Annotated in this window: 17 protein-coding genes and 4 pseudogenes; 7 read left to right on the top strand and 14 right to left on the bottom strand. The window is 69.8% G+C overall.

Annotated elements, in window-relative coordinates:
- Window positions 1-76: 76 nt before the first annotated feature.
- Together ACFXJ5_RS13800 and lhgO are read left to right on the top strand one after the other, a co-directional pair.
- Complete coding sequence (locus ACFXJ5_RS13800; RefSeq protein ID WP_384630575.1) at window positions 77-895, top strand: fumarylacetoacetate hydrolase family protein; 819 nt, start codon at window positions 77-79, stop codon at window positions 893-895.
- Window positions 892-2,136, top strand: coding sequence for an L-2-hydroxyglutarate oxidase (gene lhgO / locus ACFXJ5_RS13805; RefSeq protein WP_384630576.1), 1,245 nt, complete (start codon window positions 892-894; stop codon window positions 2,134-2,136). Before ACFXJ5_RS13800 ends, lhgO begins: the two co-directional genes overlap by 4 nt.
- Before the next feature lie 75 nt (window positions 2,137-2,211).
- Here lhgO and ACFXJ5_RS13810 read toward each other — a convergent pair whose 3' ends face one another.
- Complete coding sequence (locus tag ACFXJ5_RS13810) at window positions 2,212-2,805, bottom strand: hypothetical protein (protein ID WP_384630577.1); 594 nt, start codon at window positions 2,803-2,805, stop codon at window positions 2,212-2,214.
- On the bottom strand, window positions 2,802-3,308 hold the full coding sequence (locus ACFXJ5_RS13815; RefSeq protein ID WP_384630578.1) for a SigE family RNA polymerase sigma factor: 507 nt from the start codon (window positions 3,306-3,308) through the stop codon (window positions 2,802-2,804). The genes ACFXJ5_RS13810 and ACFXJ5_RS13815 overlap by 4 nt, the downstream gene beginning before the upstream one ends.
- Before the next feature lie 335 nt (window positions 3,309-3,643).
- Here ACFXJ5_RS13815 and ACFXJ5_RS13820 point away from each other — a divergent pair, with 335 nt between their 5' ends.
- Together ACFXJ5_RS13820 and ACFXJ5_RS13825 are read left to right on the top strand one after the other, a co-directional pair.
- Window positions 3,644-4,432 carry a peptidoglycan recognition protein gene (locus ACFXJ5_RS13820; protein WP_384630579.1) on the top strand — a complete coding sequence of 263 codons (789 nt, stop codon included), beginning with the start codon at window positions 3,644-3,646 and terminating at the stop codon, window positions 4,430-4,432.
- Between the two features lie 100 nt (window positions 4,433-4,532).
- A complete protein-coding gene (locus ACFXJ5_RS13825; RefSeq protein ID WP_459253986.1) occupies window positions 4,533-4,709 on the top strand; it encodes a metal-sensing transcriptional repressor in 177 nt (58 codons plus the stop codon).
- A gap of 147 nt (window positions 4,710-4,856) precedes the next feature.
- On the opposite strand, the gene ACFXJ5_RS13830 is transcribed toward ACFXJ5_RS13825, so the two are convergent.
- Window positions 4,857-5,486 carry a DUF305 domain-containing protein gene (locus ACFXJ5_RS13830; protein ID WP_384630580.1) on the bottom strand — a complete coding sequence of 210 codons (630 nt, stop codon included), beginning with the start codon at window positions 5,484-5,486 and terminating at the stop codon, window positions 4,857-4,859.
- Window positions 5,487-5,571: 85 nt separating this feature from the next.
- Window positions 5,572-5,979, bottom strand: coding sequence for a DUF6153 family protein (locus ACFXJ5_RS13835; protein ID WP_384630581.1), 408 nt, complete (start codon window positions 5,977-5,979; stop codon window positions 5,572-5,574).
- Window positions 5,980-6,121: 142 nt separating this feature from the next.
- Between ACFXJ5_RS13835 and ACFXJ5_RS13840 the strand changes: the two genes are divergently transcribed.
- Together ACFXJ5_RS13840 and ACFXJ5_RS13845 are read left to right on the top strand one after the other, a co-directional pair.
- Window positions 6,122-6,415 (top strand): heavy-metal-associated domain-containing protein, encoded by a 294-nt coding sequence (locus ACFXJ5_RS13840; RefSeq protein WP_384630582.1) that lies wholly within the window; start codon window positions 6,122-6,124, stop codon window positions 6,413-6,415.
- Between the two features lie 54 nt (window positions 6,416-6,469).
- Window positions 6,470-6,700: pseudogene (locus tag ACFXJ5_RS13845) on the top strand (cation transporter); the annotation flags it as partial.
- On the opposite strand, the gene ACFXJ5_RS13850 reads toward ACFXJ5_RS13845, so the two are convergent.
- On the bottom strand, window positions 6,682-6,933 hold the full coding sequence (locus ACFXJ5_RS13850) for a hypothetical protein (protein ID WP_384630583.1): 252 nt from the start codon (window positions 6,931-6,933) through the stop codon (window positions 6,682-6,684). The pseudogene ACFXJ5_RS13845 and the gene ACFXJ5_RS13850 sit on opposite strands and share 19 nt — an antisense overlap.
- Before the next feature lie 128 nt (window positions 6,934-7,061).
- Here ACFXJ5_RS13850 and ACFXJ5_RS13855 point away from each other — a divergent pair, with 128 nt between their 5' ends.
- Window positions 7,062-7,640 carry a TetR/AcrR family transcriptional regulator gene (locus ACFXJ5_RS13855; protein ID WP_384630584.1) on the top strand — a complete coding sequence of 193 codons (579 nt, stop codon included), beginning with the start codon at window positions 7,062-7,064 and terminating at the stop codon, window positions 7,638-7,640.
- Between the two features lie 60 nt (window positions 7,641-7,700).
- Here ACFXJ5_RS13855 and ACFXJ5_RS13860 read toward each other — a convergent pair whose 3' ends face one another.
- The 9 genes and pseudogenes from ACFXJ5_RS13860 to ACFXJ5_RS13900 form a co-directional block, all read right to left on the bottom strand.
- Window positions 7,701-8,984: an MFS transporter gene (locus ACFXJ5_RS13860; protein WP_384630585.1), complete on the bottom strand. Its 1,284-nt coding sequence runs from the start codon at window positions 8,982-8,984 to the stop codon at window positions 7,701-7,703.
- Window positions 8,981-10,141 carry a PLP-dependent cysteine synthase family protein gene (locus tag ACFXJ5_RS13865; protein WP_384630586.1) on the bottom strand — a complete coding sequence of 387 codons (1,161 nt, stop codon included), beginning with the start codon at window positions 10,139-10,141 and terminating at the stop codon, window positions 8,981-8,983. The genes ACFXJ5_RS13860 and ACFXJ5_RS13865 overlap by 4 nt, the downstream gene beginning before the upstream one ends.
- 832 nt (window positions 10,142-10,973) lie before the next feature.
- Window positions 10,974-11,993: pseudogene (locus ACFXJ5_RS13870) on the bottom strand (multicopper oxidase family protein); the annotation flags it as partial.
- A gap of 60 nt (window positions 11,994-12,053) precedes the next feature.
- Window positions 12,054-12,419: pseudogene (gene thyA / locus ACFXJ5_RS13875) on the bottom strand (thymidylate synthase); the annotation flags it as partial.
- A gap of 363 nt (window positions 12,420-12,782) precedes the next feature.
- A pseudogene (locus tag ACFXJ5_RS13880) lies at window positions 12,783-13,727 on the bottom strand (ISAzo13 family transposase); the annotation flags it as partial.
- Window positions 13,728-13,815: 88 nt separating this feature from the next.
- The gene (locus ACFXJ5_RS13885; protein ID WP_384630587.1) at window positions 13,816-14,877 is read right to left on the bottom strand and encodes an acetamidase/formamidase family protein; all 1,062 of its coding nucleotides are present in this window, start codon (window positions 14,875-14,877) and stop codon (window positions 13,816-13,818) included.
- Window positions 14,874-15,626 carry a cysteine hydrolase family protein gene (locus tag ACFXJ5_RS13890; protein WP_384630588.1) on the bottom strand — a complete coding sequence of 251 codons (753 nt, stop codon included), beginning with the start codon at window positions 15,624-15,626 and terminating at the stop codon, window positions 14,874-14,876. The genes ACFXJ5_RS13885 and ACFXJ5_RS13890 overlap by 4 nt, the downstream gene beginning before the upstream one ends.
- The gene (locus ACFXJ5_RS13895) at window positions 15,619-17,142 is read right to left on the bottom strand and encodes an amidase (RefSeq protein ID WP_384630589.1); all 1,524 of its coding nucleotides are present in this window, start codon (window positions 17,140-17,142) and stop codon (window positions 15,619-15,621) included. Before ACFXJ5_RS13895 ends, ACFXJ5_RS13890 begins: the two co-directional genes overlap by 8 nt.
- A complete protein-coding gene (locus ACFXJ5_RS13900) occupies window positions 17,139-17,567 on the bottom strand; it encodes a cupin domain-containing protein (RefSeq protein WP_384630590.1) in 429 nt (142 codons plus the stop codon). Before ACFXJ5_RS13900 ends, ACFXJ5_RS13895 begins: the two co-directional genes overlap by 4 nt.
- Between the last annotated feature and the right edge of the window lie 46 nt (window positions 17,568-17,613).

A 17,613-nucleotide genomic window follows, 5' to 3' on the forward strand; every position in this document is an offset into this window, starting at 1 on the left:
CGATAAGGAAATTCTGTCCCGCATCGTGGCCCATGCAGTGGGCCCGGCCCGGGCACGGCCCCGCAACGGAGGTCCGGTGCGTCTGTGCACGTTCAAGCCGAAGGGCGGCGACCCGGCGGACGCCCGGCCCGGCCGGATCGAGGGGGGCCATGTCGTGCGCCTGGAGGCACCGACCCTCCAGGCGGTCCTCGCCGTCTCCGGGAAGGTGCCCGACGGCCCCGGATTCCCGCTGGACGGCATCGAGTTGCTCGCGCCCGTCCCCGAACCGCCCGCCGTCCGCGATTTCTTCGCGTTCGAGCAGCATGTGGCGACCGCCCGTGCCCTTCGTGGCGCGGTGGTGCCCGACGAGTGGTTCGAGATACCGGTCTTCTATTTCTCCAACCCCGCCGCGGTCTACGGCCCGGAGGCGGAAATACCGTACCCCTCGGGAACCACGATGCTCGACTACGAGCTGGAAGTGGCGGCCGTCATCAAAGAAGGCGGCGAGATCGGCGGTTTCACCATAATGAACGACTGGTCGGCCCGGGATCTCCAGCGAAAGGAGACCCGTGTCGGGCTCGGCCCCGCAAAGGGCAAGGACTTCGCCACGAGTATGGGGCCCGTTCTGGTGACGCCCGAGGAATTCGACGGTTCGCACGGCGAGATGGTCGCCCGGGTCAACGGTGAGGAGCGCTCCCGGGGGAATCTGTCCGACCTCTACCACTCATGGGAAACGATGATGGCCCGCGCCGCCGAGAACACCAGGCTCCGGCCCGGGGACGTCATCGGGTCGGGGACGGTCGGCAGCGGCTGCATCCTCGAACACGACGACGGACGGTGGCTCCGGCCCGGCGATGTGGTCGAGTTGGAGATCGAGGGCCTCGGAGTGCTGCGCAACCGCATCGGAGCGCGATGACCACGCCGTTCGCACTCGACCCGGAGGGCCGCGCGGACGGCCCTGTGGACGTGGTCGTCATCGGTGCCGGGCTGATCGGACTCGCCTCCGCGATGGCCCTCCTCGAAGCCACACCCTCCCTCAAGGTGGCGGTGCTGGAGAAGGAGGCCACGCTCGCGCCCCACCAGAGCGGCCACAACTCGGGCGTCATCCACTCCGGCCTCTACTACACCCCCGGCAGCCTCAAGGCCGCGTACTGCCGTGAGGGCCGCAAACGGCTCCTCGCCTTCGCCGACGAGCACGAGATCCCGTACAGGTTGACCGGCAAGCTGGTCGTCGCCACGGATCCGGCGGAGCTGCCCCGGATGGCCGGCCTGGCCGACCGCGGCCGCACCAACGGGCTGACCCTGCGCGAGCTGGAGCCTGCCGCGTTCGCCGAGATCGAGCCGCAGGTACGGGGCGTCCGCGCCCTGCACATCCCCGCGACCGGCGTCATCGACTTCACCAGGGTCGCCGCCGCCTACGCCGAGGTGATCGCCGGCCACGGCGGTGCCGTGCTCTGCGGCCGTGCCGTACACGGCCTCGTACGGAACGCACGCGGCTGGACCGTCGAGACCGACACCGGCACCTTCGCCGCCCGGACCGTGATCGCCTGCGCCGGCCTCCAGGCCGACCGCACCGCCGCCATGACCGGCCACGCCACCGGCGCGTATCGCATCGTCCCGTTCCGCGGCGACTTCTACACCTTCCGCCCGCAGGCCGCGGACCTCGTCCAGGGGCTGGTCTATCCCGTACCCGATCCCGCCTTCCCTTTCCTCGGTGTCCACTTCAGCCGCGGCATCGACGGCACCCTCCGCGCGGGGCCCAACGCGGTCCCCTCACTTGCCCGCGAAGGCTACGGCCGGCTCTCGGTCAACGGCAGGGACCTGCTCGACACCCTGCGCTTCCCCGGCACGCGCCGCCTCGCGCTCACCTACGCGGGCACCGGCGCGCGGGAGATCTACCGGGATCTCGTCAAGCCCGCCTTCCTGGCCCGGATGCGCCGCTACCTCCCCGGCGTACGGTCCCGCGACGTCACCTTCGGCCCCTCCGGGATCCGCGCCCAATGCCTGGACCGGAGCGGCTCCCTGGTCGACGACTTCCTCATCGAGGAGTCCCCCGGCATGATCCACGTCATCAACGCCCCCTCCCCCGCCGCGACCGCCTCGATCGTCATCGGCCGCCACATCGCGGACCGCGCACGCGACCAACTCGGCCTCTGAGAAGCGTTCTCTTTTCCGGTCACGTGGTCGTTTTTGGTCCCTGCGATCGGCCGGCAGCGCGTCGCAGTGAGGGCATCATGCGCACAGGGGCACGTCGTGGTCCAGCACATGGAAGGTGACCGGGATGAGCCCCGGCATCTCGAACCGCGCCGTGGTGGCGGTGACGAGGGTCATGTATCCGGGCAGCATTGGTGTCGCCGTGGTAATCCCGGTCGTCGGGTCCGGAGTCGGCGTCGGAACCTTGACGTCCTGGTCGGTCTGCCAGCTACGGCCACCGAATTCGGCGTAGCGGATGCCGCAGTGCACCGGCAGATCGAACCGGTAACTGGTTCCAATGCTGGGATGGGCAGGTCCCAGCTGGAGGTGGTCCGGGGCGAGGGTCCGCGCGGGGAGCGGGGACTGCGAAGCCGTTGGGCTCGTAGTGGGAGCGGCGACGGAGGTACGGTCCGTGCCTCCGCCGTCGGTGACGCTCAGGCCGAGCACCGAGCCAGCGACGACCACGAGTGCCGCTGAAGCGCAGACCGTGGTGACGCGGCGGACACGGCGGGCCCGGCGTCCGCGGGCCAGCAACGGAGCAACAGTGAACGGTCCCCCGTCCGCCTGAGCCTCCGCCAGGTCGTGCATCCGCTGCCTCATGAGGTCTTCATCGGTGGGATCCGCTTTTGTCATCGCACGCTCCTTCGGGTGTAGCCCGCCAGCGTGTCTGCGTCGCGCAGGCGCTCCAGGGCCCTGTTGGTCCGGCTCTTGACCGTCCCGGGCGAGCAGCCGAGCAGTTCGGCCGTCTCTTCAACCGACAGATCCTCGTAGCACCGCAGCACCAGCACCGAGCGCTGGGCACGTGGCAGAGCGGCGAGCGCGCCCGCCAGCTCGAGCCGCGCATCCGCCCTTCCTGCCATGTCGTACCCGTCGGCACTGCTCTCGGGTTCGCCTTGGGGAACCTCGGTGTGCCATCGGCGCCGCCGCCACGTCGCGAAGAGGTTGACGACGACTTTCCGTGCGTAGGTGTGCGGCGACGCCCAGGTCGCGGCCCGGCTCCAGTGCAGGTACACCCGCACCAATGCGGCCTGCACCAAGTCCTCGGCGGTATGTGGATCGCCCGTCAGCAAACGCGCCGTGCGCAGGAGCGATCGGTACGCGGTCCCGGCGAATTCCGCGAACTCTGCGTCCCGCATGGACTGGTCAGCCCCCACCGATCACCCTTTCAACGAGCGCATGGCTTGAGAACCCTGTCACTCCTTCGACCACTTGGGGAGCGGATCAGGTTCCATCAATTTCCGCATCGAGGTGAGCGGCTCCAGCGGGGAGCGGTGCTCTCCCGGGGCTGAATCTCCGCAGCAGCGCATGACAGCCGAGGACGACACCGGACACTGGCGACGGCACGGGGACCAGGAGGTCGGTGGCGGCTCCCCGATACGCCCGTATGACCGATCCGCTCGAGTTGGCTCCGGATTCACCCAGGTGATCGCCCCGGATGCGGGCAGCCGGGCTCCTACCTATCGTCGGTGTCATGCTCATAGCCCGCCGCCTGGTGCTGCGTCGCATAGCCCAGGCAGCCGCCGTGTGCGGCGCTGGCGCGTTGTCTACGAGGAGCGAGGCCGAACCGGCCGCGACCACCCGCGTGCCCGTGCACCCACAGGTCGCCGCGCGGTACGCCGCTCAGTGGTCCGCGCCCAAGCCCGTAGTCGTGGCCCGCGCACACTGGGAGACCGGCCACACGCCGTCCGGCGTGCCGCCGGCCCGCTACGCACGCGCGGTGAAGGCCGTCTTCATCCACCACACCGACAGTGGCAACGACTATCAGCCCAGCGACGTCCCGGCAATCATCAGAAACATCTACCGCGACCAGACCCAACGACGTGGCTGGGACGACATCGGGTACAACTTCCTCGTCGACAAGGACGGCACCATCTACGAGGGCCGCCACGGCGGGATAGACGAGCCGGTGGTAGGGGCCCACACCAGTGGCTTCAACATCGGCACCGTCGGCATCGCCGCGATCGGCACGTTTACCTCCGGCGTGGCCGTGCCGGCGGCGATGCTGGATGCCATCGCCCGCCTCACCGCGTGGAAGCTCGGTCGGCACGGGGTCGACCCCCGCGCGATGGCGACCCTCACCTGCACCAACACCGCCAGCCGCTATCACAAGGGCGTCCGCGCGACGGTCGATGTGGTGTCAGGGCACCGCGACGTCGACGAGACGCTGTGCCCCGGCTCAGCGCTCCACGCTCAGCTTCCCCGCATCCGCGCCGAGGCCGCCCGCCTCCAGGGTCGCGCCGCCGCGCACCGCTTCGGCTGACCATCGCCGTGACGACGGTCGTCAGGGCATTGACGCGGCGGCGAGGGACCCGTCGGGCAGTAGTGCGGGTGGCCGGTGGCGATGGCTGGGGCGGCGAGGCATCGACGTCCTCACCCAGGTGTCGGCGGCCAGCCGGGCCCTGCAGTCTGTCGCCTTGGCGTTGGTCGACGAACATCTCAAGTGCTGTGTCACCGAAGCCGTCAGCGCCGGCGGGGAGGAAGCCTTCGCGAAGGCAGCGGAAGCTTCTACTGCCATCGCCCGCCTCGTCCGCAGCTGACCGGGCCACGGGTTCGGTCATGGGCGGCAGTTGGGAAGCAACCGTCCGGACGCAGGACAAGCTGGGGACGGCCTCGACGGTATTGGCATGACCGAGGTGTACGGGGAAGGCAGCCGCGGCGGCCTTCCCCGTACACCCGGTTCCTGGTCAGCTCTTCTTGAGCAGCGTATTCATCTGGTTGATTTCGGCGGTCTGGGCCGTGATGACCGAGGCGGCGAGTGTCTTGGCGGGGCCGTACTCGCCCTTGCTCTGCTCGGTCTTGGCCATCTCGACGGCGCCCTGGTGGTGCTGGACCATCATCTGCAGAAACATGGTGTCGAACTCGGTGCCGGAGGCCTTGTCGAGCTTGGTCATGTCGGCTGCGCTCATCATCCCGGGCATGCCGGAGGACATGTCCATGCCCTTCATGTCCTGGGGGACGGCTGCGCCCCAGGAGGTGAGCCAGCCGGACATGGTCTTGATCTCGGGGTCCTGCGCGCCCTTGATCGTCGTGGCGAGGGACTTGACCTCGCTGGAGGAAGCGCGGGTGGCGGCCAGATCGGCCATCTCGATGGCCTGGCGGTGGTGCGTGATCATCTGCTGGGCGAACGCCACGTCCTGGGCGTTGTGCGCGCCGGCCGAGGCCGAGGCGCTGGCGGACGGGGTCGAGCTCGAATCCATCGACGACATGTCGTGGCCGCTGCTACTGCTACTACTACAGGCAGCCAGCACGAGGGCGGTAGCGCCGGCAGCCGCGACAAGGGCACTGCGACGGATCAGGGAACGTCGTGAAGTCATGATGTGAACTCCTGGGAGTGGGATGGGAGGCGTGCGCTTGCTCGACGCCGGCCCTTTCGGGGCGCGTGGCGCTGAAGGCGTTTGCCTATATCCGCAGGAGTTGGAGTTCGGCCAGTGATGGCGGTGCGCGTCCGCCCTCGGGGACGTCCGGTACGGACGCGAGACGCACCTGAGCCTCGTCGGGGGCACACACCGGCGAGGGGATCAGGGCGGGTAGCGCGGGTGCAGCGGCCACTGAGCCGGAGGCGCAAGTCGCGTCGACGTGGTTGGGCTGACCGTCACAGCCGTGCCCGCCCGAGCCGCAGTCGTCGGGTACGGCTGTGACGACGACACCATGACCGGCGGCGGCCGCCATTCGGTGCTCGGGCATCGACATCCCGCCCGGTCCCAAGCCGTGCATGCCGACCAGCCCTATCAGCAGCCCGAAGACGAGCAAGGCAGAAGGCCGCAGCCTGGGCTGCGGACATGGCACGAGCTGAGACAGGCCGATCACAGGCCCATCGTAGGGGAACGGCAGTTGCTTCTCTTTTGACACACCCCGCCCTTGCCTCGAATACCGGTAGGGGGTATACAGGACAGCGAGAGATACCCCCTAGGGGTATGAAGAAGCGAACCGCTCCACCAGGAGGATTCCCATGTCGTGTGGCAGCCCTGACGGCCGCTGCTCCACCAGCGAGAGCGAAGGGACGCAGGCCGACGGCATCACGACCGTGTACTCGGTCACCGGGATGTCCTGCGGGCACTGCGAGAAGGCCGTCGGCTCGGCCCTCTCCGCCCTTGACGGCGTGACCCATGTGAAGGTCGACGTCATCACCGGTCTGGTCACCGTCGCCTTCGGCAGCGAACTGGACGACACGCTCGTCCGCGACGCGGTGGACGACGCCGGATACGAGCTGGCCGGCCGCATCCAGGCCGCGGCGGCGCACTGACACGTGCTCAGGCGCCCTTTCCGCCAGAGCACCACGCAACCCCGAGGAGTGGTGATGAACACCGCGACACCTGGCGCGAACGCGACCGAAGTCGAATTGGCGATCGGCGGCATGACCTGCGCCTCGTGCGCTGCTCGCATCGAGAAGAAGCTCAACCGCATGGACGGCGTCGACGCCACAGTCAACTACGCCACGGAGAAGGCCAAGGTCACCTTCCAAAGCGACGTCAACGTCACCGACCTGATCAGCACGGTCGAGCAGACCGGCTACACCGCCGCCCTCCCCGTCGTCGGGTCGACGCCGGTGGCGTCGAGGCCGAGGCCGGCGGACATGAGTACGTGCTCGCCGGTCCCGCAGCCGACATCCAGCACCCGGCCCCGAATGGCACCCGCGTCGGCGAAGGCGAGGAACGCAGGCTGGGGCCGGCCGATGTCCCAGGGCGGCGGGGTCGTGTACAGGTCCTCGGGCCCCCTCGGAGGCATGGAGCCGGAGTGGGGCGAGGCGGGCGAGGCGGCCATATACGTGTCCTTGCTTGCAGCTCGTGCTGGTCCGGGTCTCCATGACGACGACGACCACAGTTTTATCGAGACACTCTGTCGCTGTCAATCCATGGCGTCTCGATATCGTCGCCGCGTACACTGGCGTGGTGCCGAAGCTGTGGAACGAGACGATCGAGGCGCACCGCCGCTCGGTGCGCGATGCGACCCTGGACGTCACGGCCGAGTTGGTGGCCGAGCAGGGGCTGCGGGCGGTGACGATGTCGCAGATCGCCGAGAGGACCGGCATCGGGCGGGCGACGCTGTACAAATACTTCCCGGACGTCGAAGCGATCCTGCTCGCCTGGCACCAACGTCAGATCACAGCCCATCTCGCACAGCTCGCCGAGGTCCGCGACCAGGCTGACGGCGCCTACGAGCGACTCGAAGCCGTACTCACGGCCTACGCCCTCATCTCCCGCGAGACCCACGGGCACCACGGCACCGAAATCGCGGGGTTCCTGCATCGGGACGAGCATGTCGACCACGCACAGCAGCACCTCCGCGACATGGTCCGGGACCTGCTCGCCGAGGGCGCCGCGAGCGGCGCCCTCCGGGATGACGTGGCACCCGACGAGCTCGCGAACTACTGCCTGCACGCCCTCACCGCAGCCGGCAGCCTGCCCTCCAAGGCCGCTGTCCACCGACTGGTCACGGTCACTCTCGCCGGGCTGCGCCCCATGCCCTGATCCACCTCACAGTGCCGGTGCAGGCGTAACTGCTTCCCGATCCGAACCCCTACGGCAGAGTCAGCGCGCTACTGCGGCCTCCGCCACCGGCCGGACCCCGGCGGGGCACAGTCGCCCCGTACGGGCCAGGACCGCGACCGCTGCGGCGCAGGCCGCGCCCACCGCGCTCAACGCCAGCCAGGGCAGCCGCGGGTGGTCGGCGGAGGCGTCCCACACCGCACCGGTCGCCAGGTTGCCGAGCGTGATGCCCACGCCGGAGACGGTGTTGTACAGGCCGTAGTGGGTGGCTACCAGCCGTCCGTCGGACAGCGAGACGACGGTGTCCATCTCGAAGGGATAGACCAGCGCCGTGCCCAGTGCCAGCAGGCCGGCGGCGAGAACAAGCGGCGCCAAGGCTGTCGTACGGTCGACCAGCCCACTGCCCTGTGGCGGAGTTCCCGCGAGGAGCAACGGCGTGAAGGACGCGCCCATCAACGCGATTCCGTAGACGATGGCCCGCTGCGCTGACCAGCGCGCCCGCGCCCAGGCCGTGATCCGCAGTTGCCCGGCCGCCGCGACGCCGGCGGAGACCGCGAACAGCACGGTGGTGACGCCGTTGCCGCTGCCGGCGGAAGCGCGGTGCGCCTGCAACGGCAGGGCCAGATAGATCTGGAACGACAGGACGTACGAGCCGATCATCGCGGCGGAGAACAGCAGGAAAGACCGCTTGGCCACCACCGTCCGCCAGTCGGCGAGAACCCCGCGCGCTCCAGCCTGTACGGGCTTGTCGGCGCGCCGGTCGGGCAGCGCCCGGATCTGCACTACCGTCAGGCCGACGAAGAGGAGCGCCGCGACCGTGCAGACCGCGCGGAAGTCGAACGCGATCAACGCCAGTCCGACCAGCGGTCCGACCAGCATGCCCACCTGGTAGAAGACGTTGAACAGGGCGAACGCCTCGACTCGCCGTTCCCCTGCCTCCCGCGCGAGGTAGGCCCGCACGGCCGGGTTGAACAGCGCCCCCGCGAAGCCGGTCATGGCCGAGGCAGCGATCAGCGCGGGCAGAGTGTGGACGAAGCCCAGCAGGCCGAAGCCCGCGGTGCGCAGCACGCACCCGGCGACGATCACGGGTTTGCAGCCGAGCCGGTCGGCAAGGGTGCCGCCGATCAGGAACATGCCCTGCTGGGAGAAGTTGCGCACCCCCAGGACCAGCCCGACGGCCCAGGCGGCCATGCCCAGGCCATCCGAGAGATGGACGGCCAGGTAGGGCATGAGCATGTAGAACGCGGTATTGATGGTGAACTGCTGGACCATCAGCAGCCGTACGCAGCCGCCGAAGGAGCGGAATTGCTGGACGAGGTGCCTCATCGCGCACCCATCTCGGCTCCGATGTCGGTGCCGACCGCGGCAGGTGGGGCGGTGACGTTGACGCAGCGCGTCCAGCGCTCCACGACCCGCTCGCAGGCGTGGACGATCTCGTCGGGATCGTCAGCGGGCGGATGCCCGAGGAGGTCGTGGGTGCGGCAGTAGTCGTCACTGTAGACGGTGTTCCAGTAGCGGTGGATTCCGTCGGGGAAGACCGCCGCGATCCGGGTGGTCGGCGGATGCGTACGGGCCAGCCAGCCGGCGACCAGTGCGACGGCGCCTACACTCCACCCGCCGCTTGTGTAGTGGTGCCGGGCCAGTCGGCGGGCGGCCCACGCCGCTTCGTGTGGGGCGACCCAGTGGGCCTCGTCGAAGGCCGCGTGGTCGACGTTGCGGGGGTGGATGCTGCTGCCCAGGCCGCGCATCAACCGAACCCCCGCGGGCTGACCGAAGACCGTGGAACGTACCGAGTCGACGCCGACCAGCCGCATCCCGGGGTAGAAGTTGCGCAGCGCGCGGGCGGTTCCGGCCGAGTGCCCGCCAGTACCGACCGCCGCGACCAGGATGTCCACCCGGCCGAGCTGGACGGCCAGTTCCAGGGCAAGGGCGGTGTAGGCGGCCGGGTTGTCCGGGTTGTGGTACTGGTCGGGGCACCAGGCCCCAGCTCGCCGCTCAAGGATCTCGCGGGCACGGTCACGCCTGGCCTGCTGCCAGCCGCCGACCGGGTCGGGCTCGGGCACCACCTCGACCCGCGCTCCGAACGCCCGCAACTGGTGCACCATCAACGGCTCCAGGCCCGGGTCGGCGACCAGGGTCACCGGATGGCCGTACGTGATACCGGCCAGCGCCAGGCCGAGCCCGAGCGTACCGCTGGTGGACTCCACGATCTGTGCCCCCGGGGCGAGTTCGCCGCGAGCGCGGGCGGCCGCAACCATGTGCAATCCCGGCCGGTCCTTGATACCACCAGGGTTGACGCCCTCCAGTTTGGCCCAGAAGCCACGGCCGGGCGCGCTGAAGGGCTCACCGATCCACAACACCGGGGTGTTGCCGACCATCCCGGCGGGCGAGCGCCGCGGCGCTCCGACCGGTTCTGGCAGCTCGTGGGCGGTTGCGAAGGCACGCAAGTCGTCGGTGGAGATGTTGCGCAGGGCAGTCGTCATGGCCTGGTCCTTCCGCGGCCCGGTCCGGGCCGTAGGTCAGCTGCGTACGTATGCGGACGGCGCGCACGCTCGGTCGCGAGAAGCGAGCGAGCGGCGAGGCCGTGTCATGTACGGCTGACGCAGGCCAGTTGGAGCAAGACGGCGCCGGCCCGCGGCGGTGGCGCTGGGGACGGGCGGCGAGCCGGGCCGCGGGGGCCGGGCCACTCGTATGGCATGGCCGACGCCAGAACGGCGAGGCCGAGCAGCAACACCAACACCGACAGTTGCTGGGTGCGTAGGGGACCGTCGCACACATGACCCGCAGGGCAGCAGCAATCGTCGGACCCGCCGGTGCCATGGTCGTGCGCCATGAATTCCGCCGGGCAGTCCACAGCGTGCGGGACGGCGGCCGGGGCCGAGGCGGTGACCGGGTGGCGATGCCCCTCGTGTTCGTGGCCAGCGCAGGCAAACACATGGGCCGCGGCGACCAGCGCGAGGCCCACGAAAAGAGCGATCAAGGAACAGCGCTTCCGCGACCCCGCCTCCACATCCCTCAGCACACGACAGACAGTATCCAATTCGTTACTGTATATATATTTTGTCCCCTTTTGGACGAATGCCCCGTGTCGCGAAATGATCAAATCACGCTGGGGCGAGGCGCATCGCAACATGCCACCGACGCGGAACCTGTTTTTCGTGCTGCGACGACCCCGCCGGCTGCCCGCCTGAGCTGTGCGGCTGCGGCTGATCACCGACGGTGGGGGCTGGGCACCATGCCCAGCCCCCACCGTTGTCTCGACTCTCGCTCCCAGATCCGGGCCGCAACGCCCGAGCACCTAACGCGTACGAGTGGTCAGGCCTGGTAGGCCAGGAGCGCCATCATCCCGGCCTCACCGTGGTAGGCGTTGTGGCAGTGCAGCAGCCACTCGCCCGGGTTGTCGGCGTCGAGGAACACCGTCAACTTTTTCTTGGGCAGCACGATCGCGGTGTCCTTGCGCGGGCCGGAGGCGCCGAGTTGGTAGGTATGGCCGTGCAGGTGCATCGGGTGCCACATGGTGGTGTCGTTGACGAAGTCCAGCCGCACCCACTGGCCCTCCTCGATCCGCAGGGGGTTGACAGTCGGGTTGTTCATGTCGAACCTCGTGCCGTTGATGGCCCAGTTGTACTTCTCCATACCCCCGGTGACCTTGATCTGGTGCGCGACATCGGTCTTGGCGGACTTCAGCCGTACGCCGGCGGCCGCGCTGAGCTGGGACGCGGTCGTGATCATGCCCTTGAGCTCGGGAGGGCGCACAGTAGCGGAAGGCGCGCTGCCCGGGCCCGTACGTACCAGGGCCATGCCGGTCTGGTCCTTGCCTTCGGCCAGGGCGACCAGTGGGAAGACGCCGTCGCCGAAGGTCACAGGGACGTCGTAGCGCTCGCCCATGCCGATCAGCACGGCGTCGACCTCCTGTTGGTCGACCGGGTAGCCGTCGGTGTGCGTGATGGTCAGCTTGTGGCCGCCGAGCGCGACCCGGTAGGCGGTGTCGGAGCCGGCGTTGATGATCCGCAGGCCCACCTTCTTGCCCGGCTTGCCGGTGTAGACGTCCGGGTCGGCCGGAACGCGGCCGTTGATCAGGTGGTAGGGGTACTTCACGTCGCCGGCGTCGCCGCCGAGCAGATCGCTCTTGGCACCGGCGAGCATGAACTTCATCGACATTCCGCCCGACGACGCGGACGGGGAGGCGGAGCCACCGCCCATGTCCATGTCACCCATGTCCGTGCTGCTGCTCGGGTTGGCGCTGTTGCTGCCCATGTCCATGCCGCTCATGCCGCCCATGCCCTGCTTGAGCTCGGCGAAGACCTCGTCGGGTGTGCCGGTGACGCAGTCGAGCTGGGGCGGCGTGATGAGCTTCACCGCCCACACCGCCGCGATGCTCACCCCCTACACCAGGCGCAGAGTGTCGAGAACATCGCTGATCTGGTCGATGTACCTGCCGTCCGGGGTGGGCCAGGAGCGCCACTGTGCGCCGTAAACCGGACCGAGTTCGCCGTTCGCGTCGGCCCATTCGTCCCAGATGGTGATGCCGTGCTCATGCAGCCAGCCGACGTTCGAGTCGCCACGCAGGAACCAGAGCAGCTCGTACACGATGGACCTGAGATGCACCTTTTTGGTGGTGACCAGCGGGAACCCCTGCGAGAGGTCGTAGCGTAGTTGGTGCCCGAAGCCACTTCGGGTGCCGGTGCCCGTCCGGTCGGCTTTGGCCGTCCCGGAAGTAAGCACCAGCCGCAACAGGTCTTCGTACTGGGCGTCCGCCACAGCCGTCGAGTCTACTGGCCACCTTCAAGGCGGACTCGACGGTCATCTCTCCCCCGTACGCCGGGGCACCGGTGGGCGGCTGGGCCCCGGCGGCGGGCGGCGGGGTCGCGTTCGGCGACGTGCCGGGCGACCGCGTCGACTCCGGGGCGGGCGTGCCGCTCCACGGAGCCGACGGAGGCGTGGCGGGAGCGGGCCTGGTTCTGTCCGCGAGATTGGGTTCTGGCGCTGGTTCTGTGGACTGACCACGGAGGGTTTCACCACCCGCATCACCGCACTCGTCCAAGCCGTCCTCGCGCTCCACCTCAATGCCTCAAGCTGAGGTTGGAAAAGGCTCATTGTCTGAACACTCAAACAACGGCATCGAGTTCCGGACGGGAAATGACAGACTGTCACCTCAAGGTCGGCCGCGTGCGCGAAGCCGGCCAGCTCCTTCTTCCAGGCGCGGACCCGGTAGCCGTTGGGAGCCGCCGGCGTCAGCGGTGATCAGCAGCCGGGTCGCGCCGGGGTAGCGGTGCCGTCCTTCGCCGTGCCACCAGCGGCGCAGGGTGGCGACCGCGAACGCGGCGGTATCCCCGTCTCAGCCCACCGACACCCAGCCGGCATCGGCATGCAGGTCGTAGATCCCGTACGGGACCGCCTTCTGTGCGTCCTTCTCAGGAAAGTCGTGCGCACGCACCTGCACGGGCTGCCCGGCGCGGTGCCACTCGGTCCCGGCGACCGCGTAGTTGCCCAGGACTTCCTTCTTCTTGGTGTCGACGCTGATGACAGGCTGTCCTGCGGTAGTGAACTCCTTGACCTGGTCGTTGATGTAGTGGAACTGCGCGTCGCGGTCGGGGTGGCGGGCGCCTTCGGTGGTCCGCGAGGTGGCCCTGCAAGGAGAACCCCTCGGCCTTCAGCAGGGTGGCGACGGTGTCATGGCCGACCCGATGCCCCTGACGGGTCAGCTCGGCCGCCAGGTTCCGGGTGGACTTGACCGTCCAGCGCAGCAGGGACTCCGGATCGCCGCGCTGATCTCGCTCGATGAGCGACAGCAGGGCCGAGACCAGCCCCGGATCGATATCGGCCAGCCGCTTGCGGCCCGCCCCCGCCGCCCGCACGCGCCCCGACGGCTCCACTCCGCAGTCCAGCTCACCGACACCACGCGAGACCGTGGACTCCGCAACCCCGACAGCGCGGGCGACAACACGGACCCCGCCATGCCCCAACACGCCAGCCGCAGCCCCGAGCACCAGGCGCCGCCGCTCATCCAGATGCGGCAACAGCCTGCCGAAACTGTTCCGCCAATACCGCCTCAGTCCCCTCCGCCACACCAGGATCCTACGACCCCAACCATCCCATCAAATCGAGGAGTTATTGATCGACAGCTCCCTGCTGGCAGAGCGCGAGCGGTGTGGCGTCAGAAGGTCAGGTCCGCCTTGGAAATGCGGCAGTGGACGCCCTTGACGATGTCGACCACCTGGGAGACCTGGAAGTCGGCGGCCGCGCTGAGGTAGGCGAGGGCAACCGGGCCGGGGACACCGAAGCGCTCGTCGAGGAGGGTGAGGGCGTCGCGTACGGCATGGCGCATCGCCTCGTCGAGGTCGGTGTCCAGGCCCATGACGATGTGCTCGGTGTCGGTCTCGGCGAAGGGGGCGCGCAGGCGGGATGCGAGTCGGCGGAGGGCGGGGTCGCGGTGGACGGTGAGGCGGAGGGTCGCGCGCAGAGGGGCTTCGAAGGCGGTGAGGGCTACTTCGCCGTCGCCCTGGGAGAAGTGCGGGTCGCCGGCGTAGAAGAGGGCGCCCTCGACGGCGACGGGGAGGAAGAGGCGGGCGCCGACGCCGAGGTGGCGTACGTCGAGATTACCTCCGTGCGGGCCGGGAGGCACCGAGTGGACCGGGGCTTCGGTGGCGGGGGCGGTGCCCATGATGCCGAGGAAGGGACGGAGCGGGAAGTGGAGGTCGCGGCCGTCGCCCACGGGGAGGCGGCCGCGGCCGTCGTCGTCGACGGTGGCGACCAGGCTGACCGGGTCCGGGCCGGGGCCTTGGGGGTATTCGCCGGGGAGCGCGCCCTTGCCGTGGCGGTTGCTGATCACGCCGTAGGGGGCGCGGCGGCGTAGGCGGAGGACTTCCACTTCGAGTACGTCGCCGGGCTCGGCCCCCTGGATGTGGACGGGTCCTGTGACCACGTGCGGGCCGTGGGCGGCGGGGTCGTGAAGGCGGGTGGAAGCGGCGAGTTCGGCCGTGTCGTGGAGGATGCCGTGGATGCCGGCCGCGGCGAAGAAGGCGGCCGGGTCTCGGCCCTGGTCGGCGAGGATGCCCTCGTGGCTGATGGTGTCGAGGCTGACGGTCGCGCCGGAGGGGACCGAAAGGGCCGGCTTGGAGCGGGCGTTGGGGAGTAGCCCCCAGTGGACTGCGGCTGGGTCTGCGGGCAGGTAGTGGTCGCCGTCGACGGGGCCCCGGTGGGGTTGGAGGAGGGTCACAGGGCTTCCTGGAGGTCGGCGGCGGTGAGGGTGAAGCCGAAGCACTGGCGGACGTTGTAGACGGTGGCGTCCATGCAGTACGCGGGTGAGGTGGTGGCCACCGCGTCCTCCAGCATCAGCACGTCGTAGCCGAGGCTCGCGGCGTCCATGAGGGTGGCGAGGACGCACTGGTCGGCGTTGACTCCGGCGAACAGGAGCGTGTCGGCGCGGAGATTGCGCAGGACGCTGTCGAGTTCGGTGTCCTGGAAGCCGCTCATGCGGTACTTGGCGATGTGCAGGTCGCCGGGTGCCGCAAAGAGGGGTGCGGTGATGTCGGCGGATGCGCTGTCGCGTTCCAGGACCCTGGCCCCGGTGGGGAGTTGGGAGCCGAGGCCGCCTCCGGCGCCGTCCTGGTCGTAGACGTGGAGGACGCCGGGTGGGAGGTTCGCGCGGTCGGGGCGGTTGCCCCAGTTGAGCCAGACGACGGGGACGTCGGCCGCCCGGAGGGCGGGGAGGAGCCGCTGGAGTGCGGGGATGGGCGTGCGGGCCGGGGACACGTCCACGCCGATCGAGGCCAGCCAGCCGTCGGGCGAGCAGAAGTCGTTCTGCATGTCGATGACGACGATCGCCGTTGAGGCCAGGTCGAGCGTCAGGATTTGGGGTTGAGCCTCCAGGGTCACGGGGCGGGCCGGGCGCTGCGGGCGGCGGAGGTCGACGTGTGTGGCGTCCGCGCGCCAGGAGTTGCGGGAGTTGGGGCCGATTTCATGCATGGGTCAGCTCCAGGAGGGCGTGGTCCGTGCCCGGTGCGCCGATCGCGCAGAGGCCGACCGGGAGGTCGCGGACCCGCAGCCGGGGCATGGTGACGGCGGGCAGCCCGGCGAGCGAGGCAAGGCAGGTGAGGCGGAGGGTTGCGGCTCGTACGGTCTCGACCTCGGCCGGTGTCGCATCGGCGCGGGGGGCCGGGCTGCTCGTGGCGGGGAGAAGGAGCGCGGTGCCGGGCGGGAGGGCTTCGGCGATGACCGAACGGGCGGACAGGAGCCCGGAGGTGGCGTCACGTACTTCACCCTCCGTGACCTGGCTCCCCCCGGCGAACCGGGCCTCGATGTCGGCCCCCAGCGCGCCTGGGTGCTTCTCGATCCACTCCCCGTGCGCGGCCCACGCCTCGGCCGCCTGGACGGTACGGAAGGCGGGCAGCCACTCCTCCAGGTGTGGGGCCATGCCGGTGTCGGTCCGTGCGAGTTCCAGGCCGGTGCGGAGGGAGAGCGCCCGGCATGCCACCTCGAAGGATGCCTGGACCTCGGGTTCGGCGAGCGCGGTGAGGGCGTCGTCGACCAGAAGCGTGGTCATCGGGGTTTCGTCGTCCTGGGGCAGGAGCACTTTCGCCGCTGTACGGAGCAGGTCCGGGTCCCGGGCAAGCAGTCCCGCCGTGTCGAAGGACGGGGCCAGCGGGAGCAGGCCGCCGGTGGGGACGGCTCCGTGGGTGGGGCGCCAGCCGTAGAGGCCGCAGTAGGAGGCGGGGACCCGGATCGAGCCCGCGGTGTCCGTGGCGAGTCCGAGATCCGCCCAGCCGCGGGCGACCGCCGCCGCCGGGCCGCTGCTGGAGCCGCCGGTGATGCGGCCGGGGGCGGCGGGGTTGACGGGGGTGCCGTAGTGGATGTTGGTCCCGGCGAGACTGTAGGCGAGTTCGTCGGTTTGGGCGATCCCGGTGAGCTGGGCGCCGGCGCGGAGCAATTCCCTTACTGCGTCGGCATGGTGGGGCTCCATCGGCGCATCGGCCAGCCACTGCGGGTTGCCCCCGCCGATCCGCTGTCCGGCAACGGCGAAGAGGTCCTTGACGGCGGTACGTACACCGGCGAGCGGTCCCGCCTCCGATCCGGCGACCAGCGGCTCGCCCACGACCCGCCACACCGCGGGGTCCGGATCCTCGTCCGCCACCGGATCCGGCACCGCGCTGACGTGCGCGGCCGCGATCCGCCAGCCCTCCCCCGTCAGCCGCCACACCTGTGTCTGCATCCCGCGCGATCCGCCGGCCCGCAGCGTTTCGGCGGTCAGTACGGCGACGTCCTCGGCGATCCGCACCTCATGGACGCGCTCGACCGTACGGGCCGGGGCTCCCCCGCTGCGGCCGCGACGGAATTCCGAGATGGCCGCGTGCCCGCTCAGCACCATGGAACCCTCGGCGCGCACCGTGTCCGGGGCGTCCAGGAACCAGTGGTCCAGGCCCGCCAGGTCATTGGCGCCGAGGGCCTGTTCGTACGACCAGAAGGCGTCGAGGAGTTCGCTCATCGGGTGGCTCCGAGGACGGCCAGGTCCGCGTCGTCGAGCACCGCGAAGGGGCCGCGCTGGATCAGGTCGGCGAAGCCCTCGTCGGGGGACATGATCGTGAGGGTGTAGAGACGCTCGGTGGCCGAGGTGTTGGTGATGCGGTGCTTGGAGCCGAGGGGCAGGACGAGGACATCTCCCGGTGCGAGGTCGCGTTCGTGTTCGTCGCTGACCGCGCGGCCCTCGCCCGCGAGCACCACGAAGGTCTCCACGGACTCGGGGTGCCAGTTGAGCGGCTGGGCGCCGCCCGGCTCCCACACCTCGAAGACGACGGTCGTCGGTGAGCCGTCGGCCGGTCCGGTGAGGAGGGCGAGCCTGACCGTGTCGCCCGCGGTGATGTGGTGAGCGGTGATCTTGCTGAGCGGCTTGTGGAGCGGGGGGATGGCCATGGCGGGTGTCCTCGACGTCAGGCGTTCAGGAAGAAGGCGGTCAGGC

The sequence above is a fragment of the Streptomyces sp. NPDC059373 genome, assembly GCF_042751495.1.
Taxonomy (GTDB): domain Bacteria; phylum Actinomycetota; class Actinomycetes; order Streptomycetales; family Streptomycetaceae; genus Actinacidiphila.